22 protein-coding genes are annotated in these 23,852 nt (G+C 62.5%); 10 read left to right on the top strand and 12 right to left on the bottom strand.

Annotated elements, in window-relative coordinates; all coding sequences use genetic code 11:
• Positions 1 to 51: 51 nt before the first annotated feature.
• Positions 52 to 717, bottom strand: a complete 666-nt coding sequence (locus MCRY_RS11350) for a helix-turn-helix transcriptional regulator (protein WP_085629914.1) — start codon at positions 715 to 717, stop codon at positions 52 to 54.
• A gap of 174 nt (positions 718 to 891) precedes the next feature.
• Between MCRY_RS11350 and MCRY_RS11345 the strand changes: the two genes are divergently transcribed.
• From MCRY_RS11345 to MCRY_RS11330, 4 genes are read left to right on the top strand one after another with little or no spacing between them, the layout of a single operon-like run.
• The gene (locus tag MCRY_RS11345) at positions 892 to 1,116 is read left to right on the top strand and encodes a twin-arginine translocase TatA/TatE family subunit (protein ID WP_085629913.1); all 225 of its coding nucleotides are present in this window, start codon (positions 892 to 894) and stop codon (positions 1,114 to 1,116) included.
• 6 nt (positions 1,117 to 1,122) lie between these two features.
• Positions 1,123 to 1,575 (top strand): Sec-independent protein translocase protein TatB, encoded by a 453-nt coding sequence (gene tatB, locus MCRY_RS11340; RefSeq protein ID WP_085629912.1) that lies wholly within the window; start codon positions 1,123 to 1,125, stop codon positions 1,573 to 1,575.
• Between the two features lies 1 nt (position 1,576).
• A complete protein-coding gene (gene tatC, locus MCRY_RS11335; RefSeq protein WP_085629910.1) occupies positions 1,577 to 2,530 on the top strand; it encodes a twin-arginine translocase subunit TatC in 954 nt (317 codons plus the stop codon).
• 8 nt (positions 2,531 to 2,538) lie between these two features.
• Positions 2,539 to 3,363: an ATP-binding protein gene (locus MCRY_RS11330; protein ID WP_238939506.1), complete on the top strand. Its 825-nt coding sequence runs from the start codon at positions 2,539 to 2,541 to the stop codon at positions 3,361 to 3,363.
• A 118-nt stretch (positions 3,364 to 3,481) separates the two neighbouring features.
• Here the strand turns inward: MCRY_RS11330 and MCRY_RS11325 are convergent, their stop codons facing one another.
• From MCRY_RS11325 to MCRY_RS11310, 4 genes are read right to left on the bottom strand one after another with little or no spacing between them, the layout of a single operon-like run.
• On the bottom strand, positions 3,482 to 4,564 hold the full coding sequence (locus MCRY_RS11325; protein WP_085629906.1) for a methyltetrahydrofolate cobalamin methyltransferase: 1,083 nt from the start codon (positions 4,562 to 4,564) through the stop codon (positions 3,482 to 3,484).
• Complete coding sequence (locus MCRY_RS11320) at positions 4,561 to 5,220, bottom strand: HAD family hydrolase (RefSeq protein ID WP_085629904.1); 660 nt, start codon at positions 5,218 to 5,220, stop codon at positions 4,561 to 4,563. Before MCRY_RS11320 ends, MCRY_RS11325 begins: the two co-directional genes overlap by 4 nt.
• Before the next feature lie 9 nt (positions 5,221 to 5,229).
• Positions 5,230 to 6,156 carry a methylenetetrahydrofolate reductase gene (locus MCRY_RS11315; protein WP_085629902.1) on the bottom strand — a complete coding sequence of 309 codons (927 nt, stop codon included), beginning with the start codon at positions 6,154 to 6,156 and terminating at the stop codon, positions 5,230 to 5,232.
• Between the two features lie 27 nt (positions 6,157 to 6,183).
• On the bottom strand, positions 6,184 to 6,480 hold the full coding sequence (locus MCRY_RS11310; RefSeq protein ID WP_085629900.1) for a virulence factor: 297 nt from the start codon (positions 6,478 to 6,480) through the stop codon (positions 6,184 to 6,186).
• Between the two features lie 266 nt (positions 6,481 to 6,746).
• On the opposite strand from MCRY_RS11310, the gene MCRY_RS11305 reads away from it, so the two are divergent.
• Positions 6,747 to 7,859 (top strand): Ppx/GppA phosphatase family protein, encoded by a 1,113-nt coding sequence (locus tag MCRY_RS11305; protein WP_085629898.1) that lies wholly within the window; start codon positions 6,747 to 6,749, stop codon positions 7,857 to 7,859.
• A 3-nt stretch (positions 7,860 to 7,862) separates the two neighbouring features.
• Here the strand turns inward: MCRY_RS11305 and aroQ are convergent, their stop codons facing one another.
• On the bottom strand, positions 7,863 to 8,300 hold the full coding sequence (gene aroQ, locus MCRY_RS11300; protein ID WP_085629896.1) for a type II 3-dehydroquinate dehydratase: 438 nt from the start codon (positions 8,298 to 8,300) through the stop codon (positions 7,863 to 7,865).
• A gap of 193 nt (positions 8,301 to 8,493) precedes the next feature.
• On the opposite strand from aroQ, the gene MCRY_RS11295 reads away from it, so the two are divergent.
• Genes MCRY_RS11295 through MCRY_RS11285 form a run of 3 tightly spaced genes read left to right on the top strand, consistent with a single transcriptional unit; the run spans position 8,494 to position 11,540 of the window.
• Positions 8,494 to 9,429, top strand: a complete 936-nt coding sequence (locus tag MCRY_RS11295) for a dihydrodipicolinate synthase family protein (RefSeq protein WP_085629894.1) — start codon at positions 8,494 to 8,496, stop codon at positions 9,427 to 9,429.
• A 15-nt stretch (positions 9,430 to 9,444) separates the two neighbouring features.
• Positions 9,445 to 10,893, top strand: a complete 1,449-nt coding sequence (gene hydA / locus MCRY_RS11290; RefSeq protein ID WP_085629892.1) for a dihydropyrimidinase — start codon at positions 9,445 to 9,447, stop codon at positions 10,891 to 10,893.
• Positions 10,890 to 11,540, top strand: a complete 651-nt coding sequence (locus MCRY_RS11285) for an aspartate/glutamate racemase family protein (protein WP_085629890.1) — start codon at positions 10,890 to 10,892, stop codon at positions 11,538 to 11,540. The genes hydA and MCRY_RS11285 overlap by 4 nt, the downstream gene beginning before the upstream one ends.
• Positions 11,541 to 11,553: 13 nt before the next feature.
• On the opposite strand, the gene MCRY_RS11280 is transcribed toward MCRY_RS11285, so the two are convergent.
• The 3 genes from MCRY_RS11280 to MCRY_RS11265 form a co-directional block, all read right to left on the bottom strand.
• The gene (locus MCRY_RS11280; protein WP_085629888.1) at positions 11,554 to 12,639 is read right to left on the bottom strand and encodes an FAD-binding oxidoreductase; all 1,086 of its coding nucleotides are present in this window, start codon (positions 12,637 to 12,639) and stop codon (positions 11,554 to 11,556) included.
• A 4-nt stretch (positions 12,640 to 12,643) separates the two neighbouring features.
• Positions 12,644 to 13,885, bottom strand: a complete 1,242-nt coding sequence (locus MCRY_RS11275; protein WP_085629886.1) for an aromatic ring-hydroxylating oxygenase subunit alpha — start codon at positions 13,883 to 13,885, stop codon at positions 12,644 to 12,646.
• Positions 13,886 to 14,134: 249 nt separating this feature from the next.
• Positions 14,135 to 16,180 carry an NADH:flavin oxidoreductase gene (locus tag MCRY_RS11265; RefSeq protein ID WP_085630213.1) on the bottom strand — a complete coding sequence of 682 codons (2,046 nt, stop codon included), beginning with the start codon at positions 16,178 to 16,180 and terminating at the stop codon, positions 14,135 to 14,137.
• 115 nt (positions 16,181 to 16,295) lie between these two features.
• On the opposite strand from MCRY_RS11265, the gene MCRY_RS11260 reads away from it, so the two are divergent.
• A complete protein-coding gene (locus MCRY_RS11260; protein ID WP_085629883.1) occupies positions 16,296 to 16,931 on the top strand; it encodes a TetR/AcrR family transcriptional regulator in 636 nt (211 codons plus the stop codon).
• Between the two features lie 542 nt (positions 16,932 to 17,473).
• Here MCRY_RS11260 and MCRY_RS11255 read toward each other — a convergent pair.
• The 3 genes from MCRY_RS11255 to MCRY_RS11245 all read right to left on the bottom strand — a co-directional run bounded on the left by MCRY_RS11255 (position 17,474) and on the right by MCRY_RS11245 (position 21,612).
• Positions 17,474 to 19,858 carry an AAA family ATPase gene (locus MCRY_RS11255; RefSeq protein WP_085629881.1) on the bottom strand — a complete coding sequence of 795 codons (2,385 nt, stop codon included), beginning with the start codon at positions 19,856 to 19,858 and terminating at the stop codon, positions 17,474 to 17,476.
• Between the two features lie 89 nt (positions 19,859 to 19,947).
• Positions 19,948 to 20,517 (bottom strand): PDDEXK-like family protein, encoded by a 570-nt coding sequence (locus tag MCRY_RS11250; RefSeq protein WP_139834096.1) that lies wholly within the window; start codon positions 20,515 to 20,517, stop codon positions 19,948 to 19,950.
• 66 nt (positions 20,518 to 20,583) lie between these two features.
• Complete coding sequence (locus tag MCRY_RS11245; RefSeq protein WP_085629877.1) at positions 20,584 to 21,612, bottom strand: hypothetical protein; 1,029 nt, start codon at positions 21,610 to 21,612, stop codon at positions 20,584 to 20,586.
• Positions 21,613 to 22,058: 446 nt separating this feature from the next.
• Between MCRY_RS11245 and MCRY_RS11240 the strand changes: the two genes are divergently transcribed.
• Complete coding sequence (locus MCRY_RS11240) at positions 22,059 to 23,807, top strand: DUF927 domain-containing protein (protein ID WP_176234505.1); 1,749 nt, start codon at positions 22,059 to 22,061, stop codon at positions 23,805 to 23,807.
• The last annotated feature ends 45 nt before the right edge of the window (positions 23,808 to 23,852 follow it).

Below are 23,852 nucleotides of genomic sequence, written 5' to 3'. Positions count from 1 at the left end.
CCTCCCATCAGCGCGGTCTTCCGCGTCCGGACCGAGTGCAGCATTCTGCGCTCAAGACTGCAAGGCATGAAAATCCTTCAGGGTTTTGCCCACCTCATCGACGAACAAGCCGGGCAGCGGCGTGAGGTCGGTCACGCGATCCATGCGGAAGGTTGCGAAGGTTTCGTCGGTCTCGTCCCAGACCACGCAGGTCCAGATGCGTCCCCAGTAATCAAGGTGCAGCGGGCGGACGGTGTGGGTTTGGGTCTCACCCTCGAGTCGCAACCGCAACTTCTGGCGGGCCCGTATCGCCTTGCGGAAGGCGGGCATGTGGCGAAAGCCCTGCGCTGCCTCGGCAAAGGGGTAGGTGGCAAAGCCGAATTTCCCAGCGGGTGTGCCCACATCTTCGGGAAGTACCGCGTCGATTTTGTCTGCAAGGGCACGGGCGGCGCTGGCAAGGTCTTCGGTTTCAGACGCACCGATAGCGGCAAGACCGATATGGAGCGCTTCGAGTTCTGTTTGGGTCAGGTTCAGAGGCGGCAGGGTGATCATCTCTTGCGCAGTGTAGCCAGATCCGCGCGCACCTTCGACGGGCACGCCAAAGGCCGCGAGCGTGTCCATGTCGCGATAGATCGTGCGCACCGACACACCCAGATCCTGTGCCATTGCCTCGGCTGTGTGCAGGCGGCCATCCTTGAGGCGTTGCATCAATGCATAGAGCCGGTCGCTGCGTTTCATGTGATTCTCCGTGCTGCGCTGCAATGATACTGACAAAAACCTGTCAACTGACAAGCTCTTGACAAAAACGGCCAGAATTGGCGTGTTTTCATCCTTTCGCAGCGCGGCGCGAGTCATTACATAACCGCAATGGAATGCAACGCAGGCTGCGGCCTGCTGGTAAGGAGAAACTTCATGGGTATCGGAAATATCGGTCTGCCGGGCCTCTTGCTCATCGCCGTCGTGGTGCTGGTGCTGTTTGGTCGTGGCAAGATTTCGTCGCTGATGGGCGAAGTCGGCAAAGGCATCACCGCGTTCAAGAAGGGCGTGGACGAGGGCAAGCAAGAGCTTGAAGAGCAGAAGGCTGACGCGGCCACGGACGTGACGCCTGAAGAGGCGAAAGACAAGGACAAGGTCTAAACGATTATGTTCGATCTTGGCTTTGCCGAGCTTTTGGTGATCGGGGTGGTGGCGTTGATCGTCGTCGGTCCTAAGGATTTGCCTGTGCTCTTTCGGAAGGTGGGGAATTTCATGGGCAAGGCCCGTGGTATGGCCCGCGATTTCTCCCGCGCGATGAATGACGCTGCGGACGAGTCCGGTGTGCGCGACGTTCAAAAAACCTTCAAATCGGCGACCAATCCGCTGGGGAGTGCCATGGACGGGGTCAAGGACGCGGCGAAGTCGATGACCAATGTAAACCCCGAAAGCAACACCGGAAAGTTGTCTGCCGAACGTGAGGCTGCAAAGAAAAAGATCGAAGCAAGCGCTGCACGTGCGGCCGCGGATCGCAAGAAACGTGAAGCCGACGAGGCGTTGAAAAAGGCCGAGGAAATGGAATCGGCTTTGAAAGCCGATGCCGCTCCGGAAAAGGACGCCTGAGATGAGTGCCCGGGACGACGATATCGAGGACAGCAGCGCGCCGCTGATCGAACATCTGGCAGAGCTGCGCACTCGGTTGATCCGATCCGTGCTGGCGCTGTTTGCTGGCATCTGTGTGCTGTTCATCCCGGTCCAAGGTGATTTTCTGGCCGAGCATGTGCTGCGCTTCCTGCTGGTCCCGATCGAAGAAACACTGCGTGCCCTGGGCGATCCCGCGCCGACGCTGCAATATACCAGCCCGCAGGAATACCTGTTTGTGCTGTTCCGCATCGGGCTTGTGTTCGGCTTTGCCTTGGCGTTCCCGGTGATTGCGCACCAGATGTGGCGGTTTATTGCGCCTGGTCTGTATAAATCCGAGAAATCCGCATTCCTGCCGTTCATCATCGCGTCGCCGGTGATGTTCATGGCGGGTGCCGCGTTCGCGCATTATGTCGTGACGCCACTGGCGATGGCATTCTTCCTTGGCTTTACCGACGCGCCGTCGCTGTTTGCCAACGTGTTGTCCGGCGCGGTCGATGTCGATCCGACCGCTGTTGCACCGGTTGCCGATCAGGGATTGAAGATCACCTTCTTCGGCAAGGTCAACGAAAGCCTGCAAACGTCGTTGGTGTTCATCATGGCGTTTGGGCTGTGTTTTCAGTTGCCGGTGTTGTTGACGCTGATGGGCAAGGCAGGTCTTGTGTCTGCCGCTGGTCTGGGGGCTGTGCGCAAATACGCGATGGTCGGTATTCTGGTACTGGCCGCGTTGGTGACTCCGCCAGACGTGGTGACCCAGTTGATCCTCTTTACCGTGGTCTACGGGCTTTACGAGGTGTCGATCATTCTCGTCCGCCGCGTTGAGAAAAAGCGCGAGAAAGAGCTCAAGGCGCAGGGCCTGTGGTTCGAAGACGATCCTGCCGAGGGTATAGATGACGACCCGCTCATGCGTGAATTCGACGAGGACGCGAAGAAGTGACCGACCCGATGGAGCGGATTGCCGCCGCGCTGGAGCGACTTGCTCCGGCACCGCAGCCAGCCCCGGATTACGACGTGGCGGACGCGTTCGTTTGGCATGTCGATCCTGATCATTTGCAGCCCGTGCCCAAGGTCAGCCGCGTTCCGGTGGAGCTTTTGGTGGGTGTGGACCGCAGCCGCGACACGCTTCTGGCCAATACCCGTCAATTCGCGCGTGGTCTGCCTGCCAACAATGCGCTGCTCTGGGGCGCACGGGGCATGGGCAAGTCGAGCCTTGTGAAGGCCGTTCATGCCGCAGTGCTGGCCGAGGATATCCCGGTCAAGCTGGTCGAATTGCAGCGCGAGGATTTGCCCAGCGTGGCGCGTCTTTTAAACCTGCTGCGGGTGTCGGATCACCGCTTTTTGCTGTTCTGCGACGACCTGAGTTTCAGCCATGATGATCAGCATTACAAATCGCTGAAAGCGGTGCTCGATGGGGGCGTCGAAGGCCGGCCAGACAATGTGGTCTTTTACGCCACATCGAACCGCCGCCACCTGATGCCACGCGATATGATCGAAAATGAACGATCATCGGGGATCAATCCGTCTGAGGCGGTCGAGGAGAAGGTTTCTTTGTCGGACCGGTTCGGGCTTTGGCTTGGGTTCCACCCGTGCAATCAGGACGACTACCTTGCCATGATCCGGGGCTATTGTGACGCTTACGGGGTGGATGTCGATGATGCGACCCTGAGAGCCGAAGCGATCGAATGGCAGGCCACTCGCGGGGCGCGGTCAGGCCGTGTGGCGTGGCAGTATTTCACCGATCTGGCAGGACGGCGCGGCGTCGCGCTGTAGTCTGGGTTCGGACCGCTTGCGCGGTCCGACGCATTGGGGGGCAGCCCCGCCGCCCATTGTGCTTGAACCAATGGCGCCACAATAGGCGGCCCCCGGCATATTTTGAAAAAGAAGAAGATCAGGCGCGGCGGCGGCGGCCACCGGTGCGCGCATCGCGACCCCGACCTTCTTGACCGGCTTTCGGCGGCTGGCGGTTGAAGGCGATCCACGCGCCACCGCCTTCATCATTGTTGGTGAGGAAGTTGGCGGCACGGATGGCTTCCATTTCCTTGCCGGGCTTCGGCTTGGTCGAGCCGAGACCGAACAAGATGCAGAACGTTTCGTCGTCCATGTCCTCTGGCAGAATGAGGCCGGCTGCGGCGACTTCGGCACGCTTTTCGGCGATCCTCGTGGGTCCGACGGGCAGGGCGACCGGGTTCATGATCGCGGAGGTCATGCCGGCCGTCATGGCCATGGGCAGGAACGCGTTGTTGATGCCATGCCTGTTGGGCAGACCAAAGCTGATGTTGGACGCGCCACAGGTGGTGTTCACGCCCAGTTCCTCGCGCAGACGGCGGACCAGGGTGAAAACCTGAAGCCCGGCAGTGCCCATGGCGCCAATCGGCATGACCAGCGGATCGACCACGATGTCATGCGCCGGGATGCCGAAATCAGCGGCGCGTTCGACGATTTTCTTGGCGACGGCAAAGCGGACATCGGGGTCTTCGGAGATGCCGGTGTCGTCGTTCGAGATCGCCACAACAGGCACGTTGTATTTCTTGACCAGTGGCAACACCAGCTCCAGCCGCTCTTCCTCGCCGGTGACGGAGTTCAGCAGCGGGCGGCCTTCGGCGGCGGCGAGGCCGTTTTCGAGCGCGCCAGGAACTGACGAGTCGATGCAAAGCGGGCAATCGGTGATCGCCTGTACCCGCTGGACCAATTCGCGCATCAGCGTCGGTTCGACAAAGTTGTTGTCGGCATAGCGCGGGTCTTCAGCCATCTTGTTCGAGAACACAGCACCCGAGTTGATGTCGAGGATGTTTGCACCGGCTGCAACTTGCGCCAGCGCGTCGGCTTCGACCCGGCTGAAATCGCCGCGTTCGAGTTCTTCGTTCAGGATCTTGCGGCCCGTGGGATTGATCCGTTCGCCGATGACGCAGAACGGCTGATCGAACCCGATGATGGCGGTTTTGGTCTTGGACTCGACAATCGTGCGGGTCATGCGGCTACTCCTTCAATGCGGGCCAGAATCTCTGGCAGCGCGGGGTCTGTGAAATCCTCAATGGTCATCTTTGCGCCGACGGCGCGCAATTGGTCGTCGGTCAGCGCGGACCGGACGCCGATGCTGTAGGCTCCGGAGGCGGCGGCGGCGCGCATTCCCGACGGGCTGTCCTCGAACGCGATGCAGGTCTTTGGTGTTTCGCCCAATTGCTCCATCGCGGTCAGGTATGGCAGGGGGTGTGGCTTGCCATGGGCGCACTCCTCGCCGATGACGATCACCTCGAACCGGTCGCGCAGGCCAATGGCACCGAGCATCGCTTCGGCGTTCAGGCGCATGGCGTTGGTCACCACTGCCAGTTGCCAGCCTTGCGCCTGCGCGTGGTCCAGAAACGCCGTAAGTCCCGGTGTTTCGGGATAGGGGGTCGGCAAACGGTCACGGAACTGCGCCTCTTTCCACTCGCTCAGCTCTTGCGGATCGGGCTCGTCTGGCAGGTGGTCGGCAAAGACATCGACGTTCAGGCGGCCATGTACCTGCTCTATGTAAAAGCCCTCGGGCACGGGCAGGCCGCGCGCCGTCCAAAGCTCTGTGAACACGGCCTCGTGGATCGGGTCCGAATTCAGCATGGTGCCGTCGAGATCAAAAAGCAGGGCTGGCATCAGGACGGATCAGTTCGTGGCGGCGGGCGCTGTGCCGGCACGACCGTTTTCGATGGCCCAGGTTGCGTTGGTCTTGATGCCGCCCAGTGGGAAGAAATGCACCTGTTCGATGTTGAACTCGGGGTTCTTGGCCTTGTGCGCGGCCAGCTTGGTCAGCACCTCTGTCGGCTCGTAAGGCAGAAGCAGCTTCGACACGTCCATGGCGCGTTTCTGCAGGACCTTGAGCGACGGGCCGACACCGCAGGCGATGGCGAATTTGATCAGGGTTTGCAGTTTGGCGGGGCCAGCAATGCCGATATGCACCGGCAGCTTGATGCCTGCTGCTGACAGGTCGTCGACCCATTTGATGATAGGGTCGGCGTCGAAGGCGAACTGGGTGGCCAGCGCCATCTTGGCATCGGTGCGTTCCGAGAACGCCTGTTTCCAGCGCAGCGCGTCTTCGACGTTTTTCATGCCGCCGTTCGGATCGATGTCTTTGTTGCCCTCCGGGTGACCAGCGACATGCAGGCGCTTGAAACCCGCCTTGTCGAAAAGGCCGGTTTCCATAAGCTGCATGGAACTGTCGAAATCGCCGTGGGGCTTGGCCACACCTCCGGCCAGCAGCAGCGCCTGATCGACACCGGCTTCACCCTGATAGCGCGCGATCCAATCTGCCAGCGTGGCTGCGTCTTTGATGATACGGGCCGGAAAATGCGGCATGACCGGGTATCCATCGTCAGAAAGTCGCTTCGCGGTTGCAACCATCTCCTCGATCGGAGTGCCTTCGATATGGGCGATGTAGACGCGGGTGCCGGGGGCCAGAAGGGCGCGGAAATCCTCGACCTTTTCGGCGGTGCGCGGCATCACCTCGATGGAATAGCCCTTAAGGAATGCCTCCATCTCGGGCGTGGTGCCGTTTTCGACGGTTTCGCGCTTGCGGAAATTCAACAATGCCATGATGGCCTCCCTCAGGGTCATGCGGGGTTACGCCCAGCCTTCGTTATCAATCAGCGTTTTCAGGCGCTCTTTGTCGTATTCCGCATCAATGCGGGCCGCCTCGGCAGAGCAGACCTCTTCGGGGTCGCCTTCGAGCTCGTATGGCGCGGCCTTGCGCCATTCGGCAAGATAGCTGTCAGTGTCCGACGCGCCGATTTTCATTGCGGCACGATCGATGGCCTGCTCGAACCGTTCGGGCAGTTGGGCTTTGGCACCACGACGGCCTTTGCCTACGATCACCTGAGCCGGGATATCCCGCCAATAGACAACTGTGACGTCCGGCATGTTCGTGATTCCTTTGCTCTGCTTGCGTCTTCGTAATTGAGGCCATGCACGACATAAGTGCAAATTTCGACTTGTCCGCTTCCGTCTGCGACCCACGGCGACAATAGGACAGCCAGGCGGGTATTGCGATGCCATATCAGGTCCAAAATTCTCAGGCTTTGCATGAAGGGGCTTCATAACTGTGTGGCAAGTGATCACGAAACTTGCGCCGCATTCAAAGCGGGCTTAGGGTCGGGGTAACTTACATATTCGGAAGGCGCGAAGTCATGGCGCCAAAGCGTCCCAAAGGTGCGGGCGCATTCCCGAAACCGGTAGAGAGCCCCGCGCCGTCACGGCCCGATCCATCAGAGCTTTATGCCGCGCTGGATCTGGGCACAAACAGTTGTCGCATGTTGATTGCCCAGCCCAAGGGCAACCAATTCCATGTGGTCGACAGCTTTTCCAAATCGGTCCAACTGGGTGCCGGGCTTGAAAAGTCTGGGCGGCTCAGTCGCGCGTCGATGAACCGGACGATTTCCGCGCTGCGGGTGTGCCAGCAGAAGATCCGCCGCCACGAAGTGACACGGATGCGGCTGGTCGCGACCGAAGCGTGCCGCCGGGCGCACAACGCCCGCGACTTTATCCGTCAGGTGAAACGTGAGACCGGGCTGAACCTCGAGATCATCCAGCCCGAAGAAGAAGCGCGTCTTGCCGTCATCTCTTGTGCGCCTTTGGTCAGCACAAAGACTGAACAATTGCTGGTGGTGGATATCGGCGGTGGGTCGACCGAGCTGGTTTGGATTGATCTGACAGCCGTGCCCGCCTTTGAACGTCCCCGCGCGATCATGCGGCTGCATGCCGGTTTCCACACCAAGGACAGCCCGTTTCCCGCCGCCCGCGTGGTGGACTGGATCAGCGTGCCTTTGGGTGTTGCGACGCTGCGTGACCAGTTCTCAGACGTGGAAAGCGACAGCGCGCGGTATGCCTTGATGAGCTGGTATTTTGAGGAAAACCTTGCCGAGTTTGCGCCTTACAAGGACGAACAGACGCGTGAAGGCTTCCAGATCGTCGGCACCAGCGGGACGGTGACGACTGTGGCCGCCAGCCATCTGGGCCTCAAGCGCTATGACCGGACCAAGGTGGATGGTCTTCGCATGACCTCGGATCAGATCGAAAAGGTGATCTCGGGGTATCTGGAGCTTGGGCCAGAAGGGCGCCGGGCCGATCCGCGCATCGGGCTGGACCGTCAGGCGTTGATCATGTCCGGGGCCGCGATCCTTCAGGCGCTGCTGCGCTGCTGGCCGACAGACCGTCTGTCCGTCGCGGATCGTGGGTTGCGTGAAGGTTTGCTTTACGCACAGATGTCGGCGGATGGCGTTTTGGAGGATGGCCCGTTCTAGGGCTTAGCCCAAGAGGCTGATCACCCGGCGCAGAGCGAGTTCATAGCCTTCCACGCCAAACCCGGCGATCACGCCTTCGGCGCGGGCGGACACGTAGGAATGATGCCGAAACGCCTCGCGTTTGTGGACGTTCGAGATGTGGACTTCGAACACCAGCCCTTCATAGGCTTGCAGCGCGTCATAAATCGCGATCGAGGTGTGGGTGAAGGCACCGGGATTGATGATGATTGCCTGCGCTTCGTCGCGCGCCTGATGAATCCAGTCGATGATCTGGCCTTCATGGTTCGACTGCATGGACTTCAGATCGAATTTCGCGGGCTTGGCCAGCGCCTCGCAGCGGTGCGCCACATCTTCAAGCGTGTCCGCGCCATAGATCGCGGGTTCCCGCTTGCCCAGAAGGTTCAGGTTGGGGCCGTTGATCAGAAAGACGGTCTTGGACATGGGGTGCTCCGAAGTGAATACATATAGCTGTGCCAGCTTGCAGCCACGCGTGCAACCCGCTGCACGTTTGGCGCCACATGCAAGATCGGTGTTGTCGGTGCTGGCGTGTCGAAACAGGATGGGTATTCTGCGACGATGAGATAGCCCGGCGCAGCAACGACCGGGGTGACCGACATTCAGGGAGTAGAGGACGATGAACCAGCGTATCGACAGGCATTCCGCAGGTGTTTTCATCATCGCCGCCACGCCGTTTTCCAGCGATGGGGCGCTTGATTTGGACAGCACGGACAGGATGGTGGATTTCTACCTCGACTGCGGTGTGACGGGCATGACCATCCTTGGCATCATGGGCGAAGCTCCGAAACTGTCGGGCGAGGAATCCGCGCAATTCGCACGCCACGTGCTGGACCGGGTTGCGGGCCGCGTTCCGGTTGTCGTTGGCGTGTCCGGAGCCGGTTTGGACAACATGGCGCGGTTGTCGCACAGCGTGATGGATGCGGGTGCGGCGGGTGTCATGGTGGCGCCGATGCCGGGGCTGGGGACAGAGGTCAAACTGCAGGGCTATTTCGCACAGGTCTGCAAGGCGCTTGGGCCGGATGTGCCGGTCTGTGTGCAGGATTATCCGCAGACCACAGGTGTTCAGTTCAGCGTTGAAACCATCCTGCAGCTGACCCGCGATCACGACCAGATCGTCATGCTCAAACACGAGGATTGGCCGGGGCTGAACAAGCTGTCCCGCGTGCGGTCTGAGAGCGGCACTTCCGACACACCGCGCCTGTCGATCCTGACGGGCAACGCCGCGCTTTTCCTGCCTCAGGAATTGGCGCGTGGCGCTGATGGCGCAATGACCGGGTTCGCGTATCCCGAGATGCTGGTGCAAGTGGTCGACCGGCACAAGTCGGGGGATGTAGACGGGGCGGAAGATCTGTTCGACGCCTATCTGCCGATGGTGCGATACGAGCAGCAGTTGGGCATCGGCCTCGCCATTCGCAAGGAAATCCTGCACCGTCGGGGTGTGCTGGCGGCCCCCAAGGTGCGCGCGCCGGGGCCGTCGATGACCAAGGCCGATCACGAGGAACTGACGCGGCTGATGAACCGGCTGGATCGCAAGCTGGCGGCACTGGGCTAGAAGGGAAACGACATCATGCAGCATGATCTGGTGATCAAGGGTGGCACGCTTGCCACTGCATCTGAAACGTTCAGCGCCGATATCGGCATCCGCGACGGCAAGATCGCGACCTTGGGCCATGACCTGAGCGGTGAGGACGTGATTGACGCCACGGGCAAGCTGGTCATGCCCGGCGGGATCGAAGCGCATTGCCATATCGCGCAGGAAAGCGGCATGGGGCTGATGACTTCGGACGATTACGAATCCGGATCGATCTCGGCTGCGTTCGGGGGCAATTCCTGTTTCGTGCCCTTCGCGGCACAAAAACCGGGGCAGAGCGTGGCCGATACCCTGGCCACCTATGATGGACGGGCGGCCCCCAAGTCGGTGATCGACTATTCCTACCACCTGATCCTGACCGATCCGAACCCGTCTGTTCTTGACGAACTGCCGGGGGTATTCGACAGAGGCATCACGTCCTTCAAGGTCTTCATGACCTACGCAACTCGTGTCAGCGATGCGCAGTTTCTGGACATCCTGACCGTTGCGCGGCGGCATGGCGGGCTGACGATGGTGCATGCCGAAAACCATGACATGCTGACATGGATGGCCTCCGCCTTGGCCGATAATGGCTATACCGAACCCAAGTACCACGCCCCTGCGCGCCCCGGTCTGGCCGAGGAAGAGGCGATCAACCGTGCGATCAGCCTGTCCAAGCTGACCAATGCGCCGCTGATGATCGTGCATGTGTCGACACCTAAAGGGGCGGAACTGGTTGCGCAGGCCCGCGCGGATGGAGCCTATGTCTTTGGTGAAACCTGCCCGCAATACCTGTTCCTGACAAAACACGATCTGGACCGTCCGGGCATGGAGGGCGCGAAATACATCTGTTCCCCGCCTCTGCGCGATACTCATACACAAGAGGTGCTTTGGCGGCACATCGCGCGGGGGACGTTCAGCGTTGTGTCCTCGGACCATGCGCCGTTCCGGCTCGACGACACCGGCAAGTTTTCCAACGGGCGCGACGTGGATTTCCGCAAGATCGCCAATGGTATGCCGGGGATCGAGATGCGGCTGCCGATGATGTTTTCGGAAGGTGTGGTCAAGGGAAGGATCAACCTTAACCAGTTTGTCGCGCTGTCCTCGACCAATGCCGCGCGGCTTTACGGGATGCACCCGACCAAGGGCACACTGGCGATTGGCGCGGATGCCGATATCGCGATCTGGGATCCGACCGAGACCCGCATCGCGGGCGACATGCATGACGCGATGGACTACAACCCGTTCGAGGGGATGGAGGTCACGGGCTGGCCGGTCACGGTGCTCACCCGTGGGCGGCGAGTTGTGGATCAGGGTGAACTGGTTGCCAAGCCGGGCGACGGCGGCTTTGTCAAACGCGGGCGCTCCGACCTGTCGGGTCTCACGGGAACGCGGCTGCCGGAAACTGATCCTGCCACCAATTTTGGGGCGGAGATTCTGCGATGACCGGACCCATCGTGGTCATCAACCCGAACTCCAATCAGGTGGTGACCGACGGTCTGAGCGGCGCGCTCTCTGCGTTCACCTTGCAAGGTGGACCAAAGATCGAATGCCTCACGCTTAATGAAGGCCCGTTCGGCATCGAAAGTCAGCGCGATTCCGACAGTGTGATCCTGCCGCTTGCCACTCTTGTGCAGTCGCGCCCCGATGCGGCCGCCTTTGTGATCGCCTGCTATTCTGATCCTGGCCTCGACACCTGCCGGTCGGTGGTGCCGCAGCCGGTATTCGGCATTCAGGAAAGCGGCGTGCTGACTGCGATGGCCCGTGCGGATCGGTTCGGGATCATCGCTTTGGCTGATGGGTCGATCCCGCGCCACCGCCGCTACATGGCGCGCATGCAGGTTCTGGACAGGTTGGCCGGCGAGATTGCGCTGAACATGAGCGTCGATGACAGCGCGCGCGGGGAGGGCACCTATGCCCGGCTGGTCGAGGCGGGCACCACGCTCAAGGCGCATGGTGCAGGCGTTGTGATCTTGGGCTGTGCCGGGATGGCCCGGCATCGCCGCCCACTTGAGGCAGAGCTTGGCATCCCTGTCATCGACCCTGTTCAGGCTGCGGTGACGATGGCGCTTGGTGCTCTGCTTGCGGGTTGACCCGCTTGCAGGATCAGACGTCGATTTCGACCGCGCCGATGGGCTTCGAACAGCAGGCCAGAATATAGCCGTTGTCGATGTCCTCTTCCGAGATGCCCCCGTTGTGGACCATGTGCACCTCTCCGGCAGTTTTGCGGATCTTGCAGGTGCCGCAGACGCCAAAGGTGCAGCCAGACGGAATGACAATTCCGGCGCTGCGGGCGACGGCCAGAACCGTATCTGTCTCAAGACACTCTGCCGTGACATCCGACCGGGCAAAGGCGACACTGGCGGTGGCGCTGTCATCGGGGACGACGTCGTCATGTTCTGGAAGCTGCTCTTCCTTCTTGACCGGTGCGACAAAGCTTTCCTGGTTATAGCGCTCCATGTCGTAGCCCAGACCAATGAGCATGTCGCGCACCGCGTCCATGAAGAGTTCCGGCCCACAGCAGTAAATCTCGCGTTCCAGATAGTCGCCTGCGATGAGACCGATCATCAACTGGTTCAACCGCCCGCGAAGCCCTGTCCAAACACGGTAGGGGTCGTCTTCTTCGACAATGAAGAACAGTTTGATCGACGGCACCCGGCTTGCCATCTGTTCCAGTCGCTGGCGGCAGATGATGTCCTGCGGGCGCTGCGCACAGTTGACGAACACGATGTCGATATCGGTGCCCCGGTCGTAGAGGTACGTGGTCATCGACAACGACGGTGTGATGCCCGACCCGGCGGAGATAAAGAGATACTTTTTCTTGGTCGCGCGGGGCAGGGTGAAGATGCCCGCTGGTCCCGTCGCTTTGATCTGCATCCCCGGCTTGAGGTGGTCCAGCATCCAGCGCGTGCCGATGCTGCCCGGCTGGGCTTTGACCGTCACGGCGATGGTCAGCGGTCGCGAGGGCGAGGAGGAGATTGTGTAAGTCTTCCACAATGTCCCGCCCGGCACGGGCAATTCCAGCGTCAGGAACTGTCCAGGCTCATAGCGAAACTGCTTCCCCGAGGGCGAGACAAAGCTGAAGGTCGCCGTATTCGGCGCTTCGGGGACCACTGCGCAGCAAACCAGCGGTTCGCCATCGGTCCAGATTCCCGCATCGGAAGTGACGGTCAGATCGACGTCCAAGGCCATCGGCTTACTCCGCCGCAATCGGGGTGACGCCACCGGTGATCCCGCGGATCATCGTTGCTGCGTACCAGTTGGTGAACTGAATATTGCCGCCTTCATGCGTCGGTGAATACGGGCCGGGGGTATAGGCCGGGGATTGGATGCCGCGCTGGTTGTTCTCGACCACTTCGCGGTCTTCGTCATTGGTGGCCAGCCAAACTTCTGTCAGGCGTTTGAGATCGTAGTCCTGACCCTCGACCGCATCCTTGTGCACGATCCACTTGGTGCACACTTCGGTTTCCATCGCGCTGATCGGGGTCACGCGGAAAAGCAGGATGTGGTCCGACAGAAAGTGGTTCCAGCAGCCGGGGTATTTGTACTTGAGCAGCGAACCAGCGTCCTTGAATGGGATCGAGGAGTTCGGCTTTGACACCGCAACCTTGCCGTCCATCGTATAGCTTTCCGCCTTATCCAACAACGGCGTGCGCACGTAACGCCAATCGCCCAGCGCGGATTCAAGAAAAGCGGAGGGCGCACCAACCGCCTCGCAGCGGGTCACGTGGTTTGATGCCACCTCGGACAGAACGCCCGAATTGTCCGACCCGATATAGCGCGGGTCTTCGGGGAAGGTGCGGCAGAGCGACGGGTGATTGCCCGAACAATGATAGCACTCGCGATTGTTTTCCCACACCAGCTTCCAATTGCCATGTTCGACAATGGTGCTTTCAAAAGCGACCTTGGAATTCTCTAGATCATGCGGGGCCAGATAGCGCGCGGTCTGTTGGGCAAATTCCGTGATGTCAGGCGCATCGTCGTCCAAACAGATGTAAACCATGCCCGACAGGTTGCGGCAATGCACCTGCTTCAGACCATGTTTCGAAGGGTCGAAGTCCGGACCCATGTCCCGCGCCCAAAGCAGCTTGCCGTCCAGTTCGTAAGTCCACTGGTGATAGGGGCAGACCAGCTTGGGGTGCGATCCCTTCTTCGACTTGCACAGAACCGAGCCGCGATGGCGACAGGAATTGTGGAAGGCGCGGATTTCGTTGTCGTGGCCGCGCACGATGACGACCGAATAGGCGCCGATGTCGTGGACGATGTAATTGCCCGGCTTGGGGATCTCACAGGAGGGCAGCACGAACAGCCATTCCTTGTACCAGATCCGCTCCATATCGGCCTGAAACACACCGGGGTCGCAATACAGATCTTGCGCAAGGGAATGCGCCGGTTTGCGACGCATCAACGTGGACAGGACATCGGCTTCACGCAGCATGGGACACCTATGAATATGGTCTTTCGCCCAAGGGCGATGGGGTGGAAGGAAAATAATCCAAGGCTGTGGCCTCTGATTGCGCAATCGCATGCAAATCGCGGCGCGACGTCGTGGATTGCGACGCAGCGAAATCGGTTTGCGACCCGCGTTTCAAAGCAGTTTCCAAGGCGTCGGTTTCGTGTGGCAACAGGGCGCAAACACTGCCCGTGACCAGCAGGAAATTGCCTGAATATTTGGCATCTGCATGTCTCAGATGTCCTTGACCAAGCGCAGCGCGTCATAGATCGCGGCATGTGTATTCCGCGCGCTGACCGCGTCACCGATGCGGAACAGTTGGAACGTACCCGCCGCGTTACGCGCCATGTCCTGCGGCGCGCCCGCGATCAAGGCGTCGTAGTCGACAGCACCGCCATTCGATGAGAGCGGTTTAAGCGCAAAATAGAGATCATCAAGCGGCATCGTGCCGTAGTTGACCACGATCTGGTCATAGGTTTTTTCGCTGGTGTGATCGCTGTAATCCGTCCCGATCACGGCCTTCAGGCGATTGCCATCGCGCTGCACGTCCTTGAGACGTCGGGTGACGGTGAAGGTGACATCCTTGTCCTGAAGCGCGCGCATATACGGCACGAGGTTCATCGCCATCACATCGGGCGCAAACGTGCGGTCCGGTGTCATGATCTCGACTGTGCTGCCTGAACTGGCCGCGACTTCGGCGGCCATCAGGGCAGGGTGGTCGCCACTTTCATCATAGATCAGCACCGATTGTCCCGGTTTCACATCCCCCGCGATGATATCCCAGGATGAGGTCACAAGCTCGTTCTCGCGTCCGCTCTCGAAAAGTTCGGTATTGGGCAAACCGCCAGTGGCGACGACCACAACATCGGGGTTCAGTTCGGTCACATCCTCTGCTTCGGCCCATCTGTTGAAACGGAAGTCCACATCGCGCGCCGCGCATTGCGCCATGCGCCAGTCGATGATGCTGATCATCTCGCGGCGGCGTGGGTTCTGCGCGGTCAGGCGCACCTGACCACCGGGATCGGGCTGGGCCTCGAACACGGTCACGTCATGCCCCCGCTCTGCCGCGACACGCGCAGCTTCCAGTCCAGCGGGACCAGCGCCCACGATCACCACCTTCTTGCGGGTCTCCGCGGGCGTGATCTCGTGCGGCATGCTTAGCTCGCGGCCCGTCGCTGCGTTGTGGATGCACAGCGCCTCACCCGCTGCATAGATGCGATCCAGACAGTAGGTCGCGCCGACGCAGGGGCGGATGTCATCCTCGCGCCCTTCGATGATCTTTCTCACGATATGCGGATCGGCCATGTGCGCGCGGGTCATGCCCACCATGTCCAATAGCCCCGCCTGCACCGCATGGCGCGCGGTGGCCACGTCGGGGATGCGCGAGGCGTGAAAGGTGGGCATGCCGGTTGCCGCCCTGACAGCCCCCGCGAAATCAAGATGAGGCGCGCTTTTCATGCCTTGCACTGGGATCACGTCGGTCATTGCCGGATCGGTGTGGATGCGGCCCCGGATCACGTTCAGGAAATCCACCATACCGGTCGCGGCCAGCCGTTTCGAGATTTCGATACCGTCTTCGGGCGAAATCCCGCCCGCCTCGGCCTCGTCGGCGGTGTAGCGGATGCCGATGATGAATTCATCACCCACACGCTTGCGGACACCCGTCAGCACATCGAGCAAAAGCTTCATCCGACTGTCGAGTGTCTGCCCACCATATGGCCCGTCCAGATCATTGGTGAGCGGTGACCAGAACTGATCAAGCAGGTGGCCATAGACCTGCAATTCGATCCCGTCCATGCCACCCTCCTTCATCCGCTCGGTTGCATCGGCGAAATCGGTGATGATGCGTTCGATGTCCCAATCCTCGGCCAGCTTGGGAAACGCCCGATGCGCCGGTTCGCGGTGTTTGGAGGAGGAAACTGACGGCAGCCAGTTGCCTTTGTTCCATGTTGTGCGCCGCCCCAGATGCGTGAGCTGGATCATCACTGCGCAGCCGTGATCGTGGCAGGCGTCGGTCAGCTGCCGGATATGGGGCACAACCTCGTCCTTGTAAGCGAGGATGTTGTTGAAGACGGGCGGGCTGTCCTTGGACACTGCCGCCGATCCTGCCGTCATCGCCAAAGCGACACCTGCCTTGGCGCGTTCCGCATGATAGGCGGCATAGCGTGCCTTAGGCATGCCGTCTTCGGGATAGGCCGGTTCGTGGCTGGTGGTCATGATGCGGTTGCGCAGCGTCAGATGCTTGAGCTGATAGGGCTGCAGAAGGGGGTCGTTGGACATGGTCACTCCGCGCGTTTTGAGGAAGCGTTGTCGTAAATGTTCATACCTGTCAAGTTTGTGTTCATAGCTGACCATTTTGCTTGTCGCCGCCGACATCCACGCATAGATTTGCGACATGGCAGACGCATTCGATATCGACCCGAAAGCAAAAGGATGGCGCGGCTCCCGCGAGGTCTGGCTGGCCGCGGCCCGTGATGCGTTTCTCGATTCGGGGATAGACGCGGTGAAAATCCAACCGCTTGCCAACCGCCTTGGCCTGTCGCGCACCAGCTTCTACTGGTTCTTCGAGGATCGCGATGCAGTGCTGCAAGCCCTGCTGGAGGACTGGGACGAGACCAATACAAAACCGATCGTTCAGGCGTCAGAGGCGTTTGCCGAAACCATCGCCGAAGCCGCGTTGAACATGATCGCCGTGTTTTTGCCGGGGGGCGGGTTTGAAAACAAACTCGACCTCGCCATCCGGGGCTGGGCTCACCAGTCCGATGCGGTCGCGGCAACCGTCAACACCACGGACGAGATGCGCCTTTCTGCGTTGCGCGCAATGTTTGAACGGTTCGGCTATTCGGTGGACGAATCTGACGTAAGGGCGCGCACCATGTATCTGGTACAGATCGGCTATATCTCGATGCAGGTGCAGGAAGACCTCAACCTACGCCTTACGCGAATTCCCAACTACGTCAAAACCTTCACCGGCCATGCACCCACGCAAAGTGAGTTGGACAGATTTCATGCGCGGGTCGGGAAGGTCTGACGGCTCCGGCGGACCATAAGCGCGAACCAATATGCCAAAATCGTCCAAGCCTGCAGAGTGCAGGATAAGCTAAATAATTGCTTTCTTGGAAGTTTTGGCTCCGGCGGTAGGGAACGGAGCCATATTTTGCGTACCCATAAGTATCTGATTTCAAACCAGAAAAATTTAAAGGTCGGTCCGTGGTGTCACAGTCAGGTGTCACAGTGTGCCACCCGGCCTTGGAATGCAAGCGGGTCAGGCAAACCGTAAGCGGATTCGGTCGATCTCAATGCAGCGCCCCGTGAATACGGGAGGGGCGTCGCGCGCCATAGGCGCGTTTCTCTGAACAGGAACCAGTTATGAAGGTGTCGGTGGAGAATAGATCGAGCGCGGCGCCGCTCTGCGATCGAGACTGGGATCACGTGATCAAGCCTTTCCATTCTGACGAAGTCTCTAATCGAACGCACTACCCTCGAGACGGGCGTCCTGACCACGGTTAGCGTCTGCGCTGACTTCGCCGACCGCCTGCACGGGGTCGAACAGGCGGCCGGGTACGGGGCGGATCAGGCGGCGCGATCGAGTGGTCGGTAGGCCGCTGACCAGTCCGCAAGCGGGTTGTCCGCTCGTTCGTCGCCGGGCCCGGACTGGTCCATCTCACCCGGGATAGCCACCGCGGCCTCTTCGGGCGTCTGGAGCGCAGCCTCCGGCTTCACCCGGGAGATCAGCTCATCCAGCGCGGAACCGGTGAGCATGCCCCTGTTGTGGAGCGCGGTGGCGATGGCTTCGAGAACCGGCCTCTGGGCCTGCAGGATGTGGAGCGCACGCTCTTCTGCGCTGCGGAGATGCTCCTCGACGCGGGCCGCGAGCCGGGGGTCGAAGCGCAGGCGGGCGGCGATGGTCTCGGGGTCACCGAGCCAGGTTAGGCGTGCGCCGAGACCCCAGCCCCCTTCGATCGCGCTAGCCATGGTCGTGGCCCGGGCGAGATCGGAGTCCGCAGCACCGCCCGCCCCGGCCGACGCCTCGCCGAATACGATGAGTTCCGCCGCGCGCCCGGCCATATCGAGGGCGAGCGCGGCGTCGAGTTCGGACCGTCGCTGATGCACGACGCGCCGCTCCGCATGGGTGACCCCGCCGTCGCCCTGAAGCGCAAGCAGGCGGGGTTTCGCGATCCCGGTGGCCGCGCCGACCACGGCATGCCCGGCCTCGTGCACCGCGACCTGCCAGCGCAGGGCGTCACCCATAGCGGGCCGGAGCTCGCCGAGGGCGGCGGAAAGATCCTCCACGCTGAGTGGATGGCGTGCGCGCCGGGCCTTTGCCCGGGCGGTGCGGACCACGCCCGCGACATCAGCGCCGCTCATGCCGGCCGCCTGCGCAGCGATGGCGGTCAGGTCGGCGTCGCGCAGATCCGGCCACACCTGCCAGCGGATCGCCTGCGGCATCAAATCTGCGGTGGGGTGGCCCAGGCGGAGGATGCGGTCAAAACGGCCGGGGCGGCGCAGGGCGGGGTCCACCCTGTCGACGTGATTGGTCGCGGCCATGGCCACGACCCCCTCCTGAGCCGTAAAGCCGTCGAGGCATTCCAGCAAACTTCCGACGACATATTCCGTCCAGGAGGCATTGTGGTCCCGGCGGTTCCTGTCCCCGAATACGTCGATCTCATCGACGAAAATGATACAGGGTCCTTCGCTGGCGGCCTTGGCGAAATCCGCCTTCATCGCGCGGAGCAGATCGGAAGAGCGCTCCCCACGCGCCTGCCACGTGGCGAGCGAGGCCGCGATCATGCCGATGCCTGCCTCACGCGCGACCTGGCGGGCCGTTTCGGTCTTGCCGGTCCCCGGAGGGCCGGCGAGCAGGATCCCACGGCTGACGTTGCGCCAGGGGATCTCCCCCGCCTTCCAGGCGCGGAGGTCCTCGACGAGCTGCTCCAGCGGGCCGCGGACCTCGTCGGGAAGCGGGAATTCGGCAAGCCCCGGCCCGGTCTCGGTCTCTTCGGGGGTCAGCGCGGCGGCCAGAGTGGCGACGGCGCGCTCCGGGTCGGGCCAGCGCAGGGCGAGGAGCAGGTCGCCGGGGGTGAGCCGCGCGACCGGCGCTTCGGTGGACAGTGCGCTGAGCGCGGTGCCGGGGGCGTCCGCCTCCGGATAGCTATCGCCGAGGATCTGCGCCAGCATCGTCCGGTCGAGGGGCGCGAGCGCGATCACCTCTGGGTTGAGGGGCTTGAGCGCCTTCGGCACGGTTCCGGCCGCCGGGGCGATGAGGGCGGCCGGGCGGCGCGTGTCGAGCGCCAGCCGCAGGGAACCCGAAAGCGCAGCAACAGCCGGTTCGGACGCGCCCGGCTTGGTGGCCCCGGCTTTCTCGGCAGTGAGGACCACGGGGATCGCCGCGCCGCGCGGCCAGAGCGCATGGGGCTGGGTGACATGCTCGATGAGCTGGATGAGATGCGCATCGATCGCGGGGTCGGCGGTGGTGATCAGGGTCACAGCGCCTGGCGCACCAAGGACCCGCACCATCGCCTCGGCGGAGCCGAAGGTCGCTGCGAGGCGGACCACGGCCAGTGCGGCCTCGGGGCGCAGGCGGTAGACCTTGCGCCGTGCCGGGGCGTCCTCCGGGACCGGAGGCAGCGCGTCGGCGAAGCCGCTCATGGCCACATCGGCCTCGGCCTCGACCAGGTCGAGAAGGTCATCGAGGTCCCAGCTGTCGTTGTGGGCGCTCGAACGTGCGGTGTCGGCCGTCGCCTCATCGCCATTGCCGGCGTCGGTGGCCGTCACAACGGAGGTCTCGGCGTCGTCTTCCTCGGTGAAGTCGGAGACGGTGTAGGCGGTGACGGCCCAACTAGCGGCCCGCGAGAGGAGGCTGTCCCGGATCTGGGCGGCGAGGACGGTCCAGTCCAGGCTATCGGTGACCGGGGCGGTAGCGGGAGGGATCGAGAAGGAGGTCGAGGGCTGGGTCATGGGAAAGCTCCGGGAAAAGGGGTGGCCGTCGGCCCGCCGCCGAGGGGCGGGCCGAGGAAGGATCTGCGGGTGGGAAAGCGACCGGCCGGTCAGGCGGCGAGATCGAGGTCCGGCCCGTCAACGTGACCAGGGATCGCGTGGGCGTGCCCAAGGCGCATGAGGGCCGCGTCCAGCGTCGCGCGCGGGTTGCGCCGAAGGTCCGGACACTCGCTCGCGTAGATCGTGTGGCGCGTCTGCCAGTCGGCGGTGAAGCGCACGGCCATTTCGGGCAGTGCGACCATCGCCAGAATATCGAAGTCCGCCGCCGAATACGGACCACGCCCAGTGGCGCCCCGTTCCGAGCTCTGCTTCAGGTTGAAGACATAGTCGCCGGCGGGCGTCCGCGTGTGGCGCGTCTTGACTTGAATGCGCAGGGGCGTGTCACCGGGAAGAAACAGGACCCTGTCGTGACGCTCGAACTCGGGCGCGGGAAAGTCCCGTTCCCCGAGACGCATCAGGATCGAGGCAACGACAAGTTCTGCCGAATGGCCGAGGATCTTCGCATAGCTGCAGAGATCCTCGGTGGACATGTTCGGATAGGCCGCCAGCGCGTCACGGGCGTCGCGGGCCTCGGCGGGCCGGGTCGGCAAAGTGATGCCGGGAAGAAGAAGCTGCCTCATGCGCGCCTCCATCGTTCGGGAAGAGGGAAAGGGGGTCACGGGCCCCCTTGCGAGGTCCGGCGCGGTTCAGGCCGCGAGGCCGGGCGCGTCGTCCGTGCCGTCATCCTCCGGCCCGGATCCCTTTCCTCCGTAGTCCGCCATCGACATGAGCCGCGCGACGCCGTCGAGGAAACGCTGCTGCAGGGCGCGTACCCGGCGCTCCACGGGCGCATCCCCCCGCACGAACAGATCGTGTGCGCTGCCGGCCAAGACGCCGTGCATATGCTGGCGATCGCCGTCATCCTCCACCGAGAGGAGCGCCTGCAGGGCCTTCGCCAGCAGACGCAGCGGACGGTCGAGATCACGCTGCTCCGGCAGGGCGGTGACATCTGCCAGCCGGGTGAGGAGACCTTCGCGCGCGGCCTCAGCCGCAGCCAGATCCGCCATGACCTCCGGAGCGAACACGTCGGACACGGCGTCGCGCTGAATCCGCCGCTCCGCAGCCACGGAGGCGTCGAGATCGCGCAGAACGGCGGTGAAGGCGACGCTCACCTCGGTATGGGCGACCGGGACCGGATGATCGTCCCTCGCCACCGCGGCACCGGCCTCCATCACCGTCTGGCACCCTGCAGTCGGCGGCGTGTGCTCCGGTTCGTCAGGCCCGTCGATATAGCCGCTGAGTGCGTCAAGCGCGGCATCGAGGGTCGAATTATAGAAGGCGTGGCCCGTCACGGTGGTCGGCAGCTGCCAGACCCAGCGCGCCACGGTCAGAGCAGACCGGATGCGCCCCACCTCGGCCGGATCACCGGAGCGGACGACGGACGCCACCAGCACCGCGACCCGCTGGAGAGAGACAGCCTGCGGCGTGTTGGAGGGCTGGGCGATCAGGGCCTCGCAATGCCCGAGAACGCGGGCCCGGGCCTCATCGACGGCGGCCTGATAGGCGAATAGCGCCGGGTCGAAGCCGCCATCATCGCCGAGGTCGCGCTCGGCGGTGGTCAGATCGACCAGCGCGCGGGTCATCGCGCGAGCGCGGATGAGCTGGGACAGGCTGAAGGTGAAGGGGGATGCGGAATTGAATCCGTCCGCGTGCGGGGTTACGTAGTTCTTAGCCATGACGGGTCTCCACAGGACACGTTGTGGTCAGGGCGGGGTGGAAGTTGGAGCTTCCGCTTCGCCCGCTCATCGGGCGCCCGGTGACCATGGTAGGAAGTTGGGAGCGACTGCTCTGAATGTCAATAGTGCGACAAGAAAAACTTTAATCTTCACGAACAAGCGTATATATCTGTCTATAAACAATAATTGGTCGGACAAAAGAGCAGACAGGCCGACGGACTGCGTGGCTTGCTCATCCGGAGGGCCTCTCGGATCGGTGCGGGAGGGTCTCCGCGCGTCTCGCTCGGCGCGACAGGTGCCGGGCTCGGTCAAAATCTTCGTGTGAACAAGCTGTACCCATTGGATGGGCGGACATAATTGTTATATATGTGAAAATCGTCGGACCACGTGAGGGTATCTGTCCACCCGGGCAGGCGTGATCCTCGAAGCCAGCCAAGGAGATGCGCATGTCGGACAAGACCACGGAACGTGAGGGATCTGCCCCGGATAAGGTCGCGCCTGAAGATGCGCCGCAGCCGCAGGCTGATCCGCTGCTGGAACAGATCCGCGCCCGCCTGCCGGAAGACTATGAGCTGATCGGCCCCATGATCCACCAGAACCGATCCGCCGGGCGCACGAAGCCCCTTTGTGGCCCGGTCCTCGTGCGCTCGCAGGCCCGCGGGGCGGATGGAACTGGCTGGAGCCTGGACGTGGCATTCCGCACCTTCGATGGGGACTGGCAAAGCGCCGTGCTGCCGATGCGGGATTTGCTGAAAGCGCCGGCGCGGGTGGTGGCGGCGCTTGTCGATCGGGGGTTCGATCTCCGGGGCAAGCCCACCGAGGTCTGCGATCTGGTGCGGGCGATGGAGGTCGAACGCGTCGGTCTTGCGGTCGGTGTGACCGGCTGGGTCGGGACCGACTTCGAGCGGTTCATCCTACCCTCGGGTGAGGTCCTGACCGGGTCAGAAAACTCCGATGCGGCGGGCGTCCTCTTCACAGGTGCCCCCCGGGTCACGGCACGCCCGATGGCCGAGGCTGACCGTGCCGCGTCTGCTGCAAAGTGGATCGAGGGGGTGATCGGGCGGAAGCCAGATAATGCCGTCATGCTGGGTCTCTGCGCCGCGATCGCGCCGGTACTGATGCCGATCCGGGCGGAGCATTCGTGGTCCTTCCTGCTGCATCTGCACGGCAGCGACGGTGCCGGCCGGCTGAGCCGTGCGGTCGCCGCGAGTGTATGGGCGCAGCCGACCGAGCTGCATCTGACCTGGTCCGAGCCGCAGTCGCGCCTTCTTGCGGCGGTACGCGAGGCCCGGGACGGTCTGGTGCTGATCTCCGGATACGAGCCGCGTCATCACCGCAAGATCCCGGCGATCGCCGAGGCTTTGGCCGGGATTGACGCCGTCGGTCGCGGCCGGGTCGTCGTGCTGTCGACGGGCATGGTCCCGCTGCTTGGCGGCGACGGCAAGGCATTGCCGGGTCAGGATCTGCGCAACATCCTCGATATCGATTGCCGATCCTGGGATGTCGATGACCCCGAGCTGGTCCTGGCGGTCGCAGCGCAGCATGCGGGCAGCTTCGGTCCAGAGTTCTTGCGGGCGAGCATCGAGTGGGGAGTCGGGTCACGAGGTCAGTACCTTGGTATCAGAACCGATGACATTCGCGACAGTGCGGCCGGACCGGATAACCTCCCGCTTGACGCTGAAACCGAGCGCGTCGTGCTTGCTTGCGGGGCGATGTACGCAGCGGGGCATCTGGTAACCCTACGAATGAAGTCTTTCCTGGCCGGGCCGCAGGCCCCGCTCCAAACGAGGCTCAAGACCTTCTGCGCCCACCTTCTCGAAAGCTGGATCGCCAAGCACCGTGGCGTGCTGTCGGCGCAGGATCGCGCCCTGCTCAGCCGCGCGGCCACGTCGGTTCGGGACCTCCTGCGAGACCAGGCGTTGGTGTCGCTGGATCACCCGGACGGGACCGTTCCGATCAGCGAGACCGGGTGGTTCGACGACAGCTTCGTCTATCTCACCGCGCCCACGATGGCTGGCATCGCGCAGGCAGCAGAAGCGGATCTGGGCCGGCTCTTCGAACTCCTGCAGGTTCAGGACTTGCTCAAGCCTGCAGGAGAGAGAGGATTCCAGTACAAGCTGCCCAGCCGGGTGCCCGGTCGTCCTCGTGCATACCGCATCTCCCGGGATGTTTTGAGGTTTGCAGCAGCCGGATAAGAGAGTGAGCGCATCGAGAAGGTCGGGGCGCACGATATGGGCGGA

The sequence above is a fragment of the Marivita cryptomonadis genome (assembly GCF_002115725.1).
Taxonomy (GTDB): domain Bacteria; phylum Pseudomonadota; class Alphaproteobacteria; order Rhodobacterales; family Rhodobacteraceae; genus Marivita; species Marivita cryptomonadis.
This window is presented reverse-complemented; position numbering and strand designations above follow the sequence as displayed.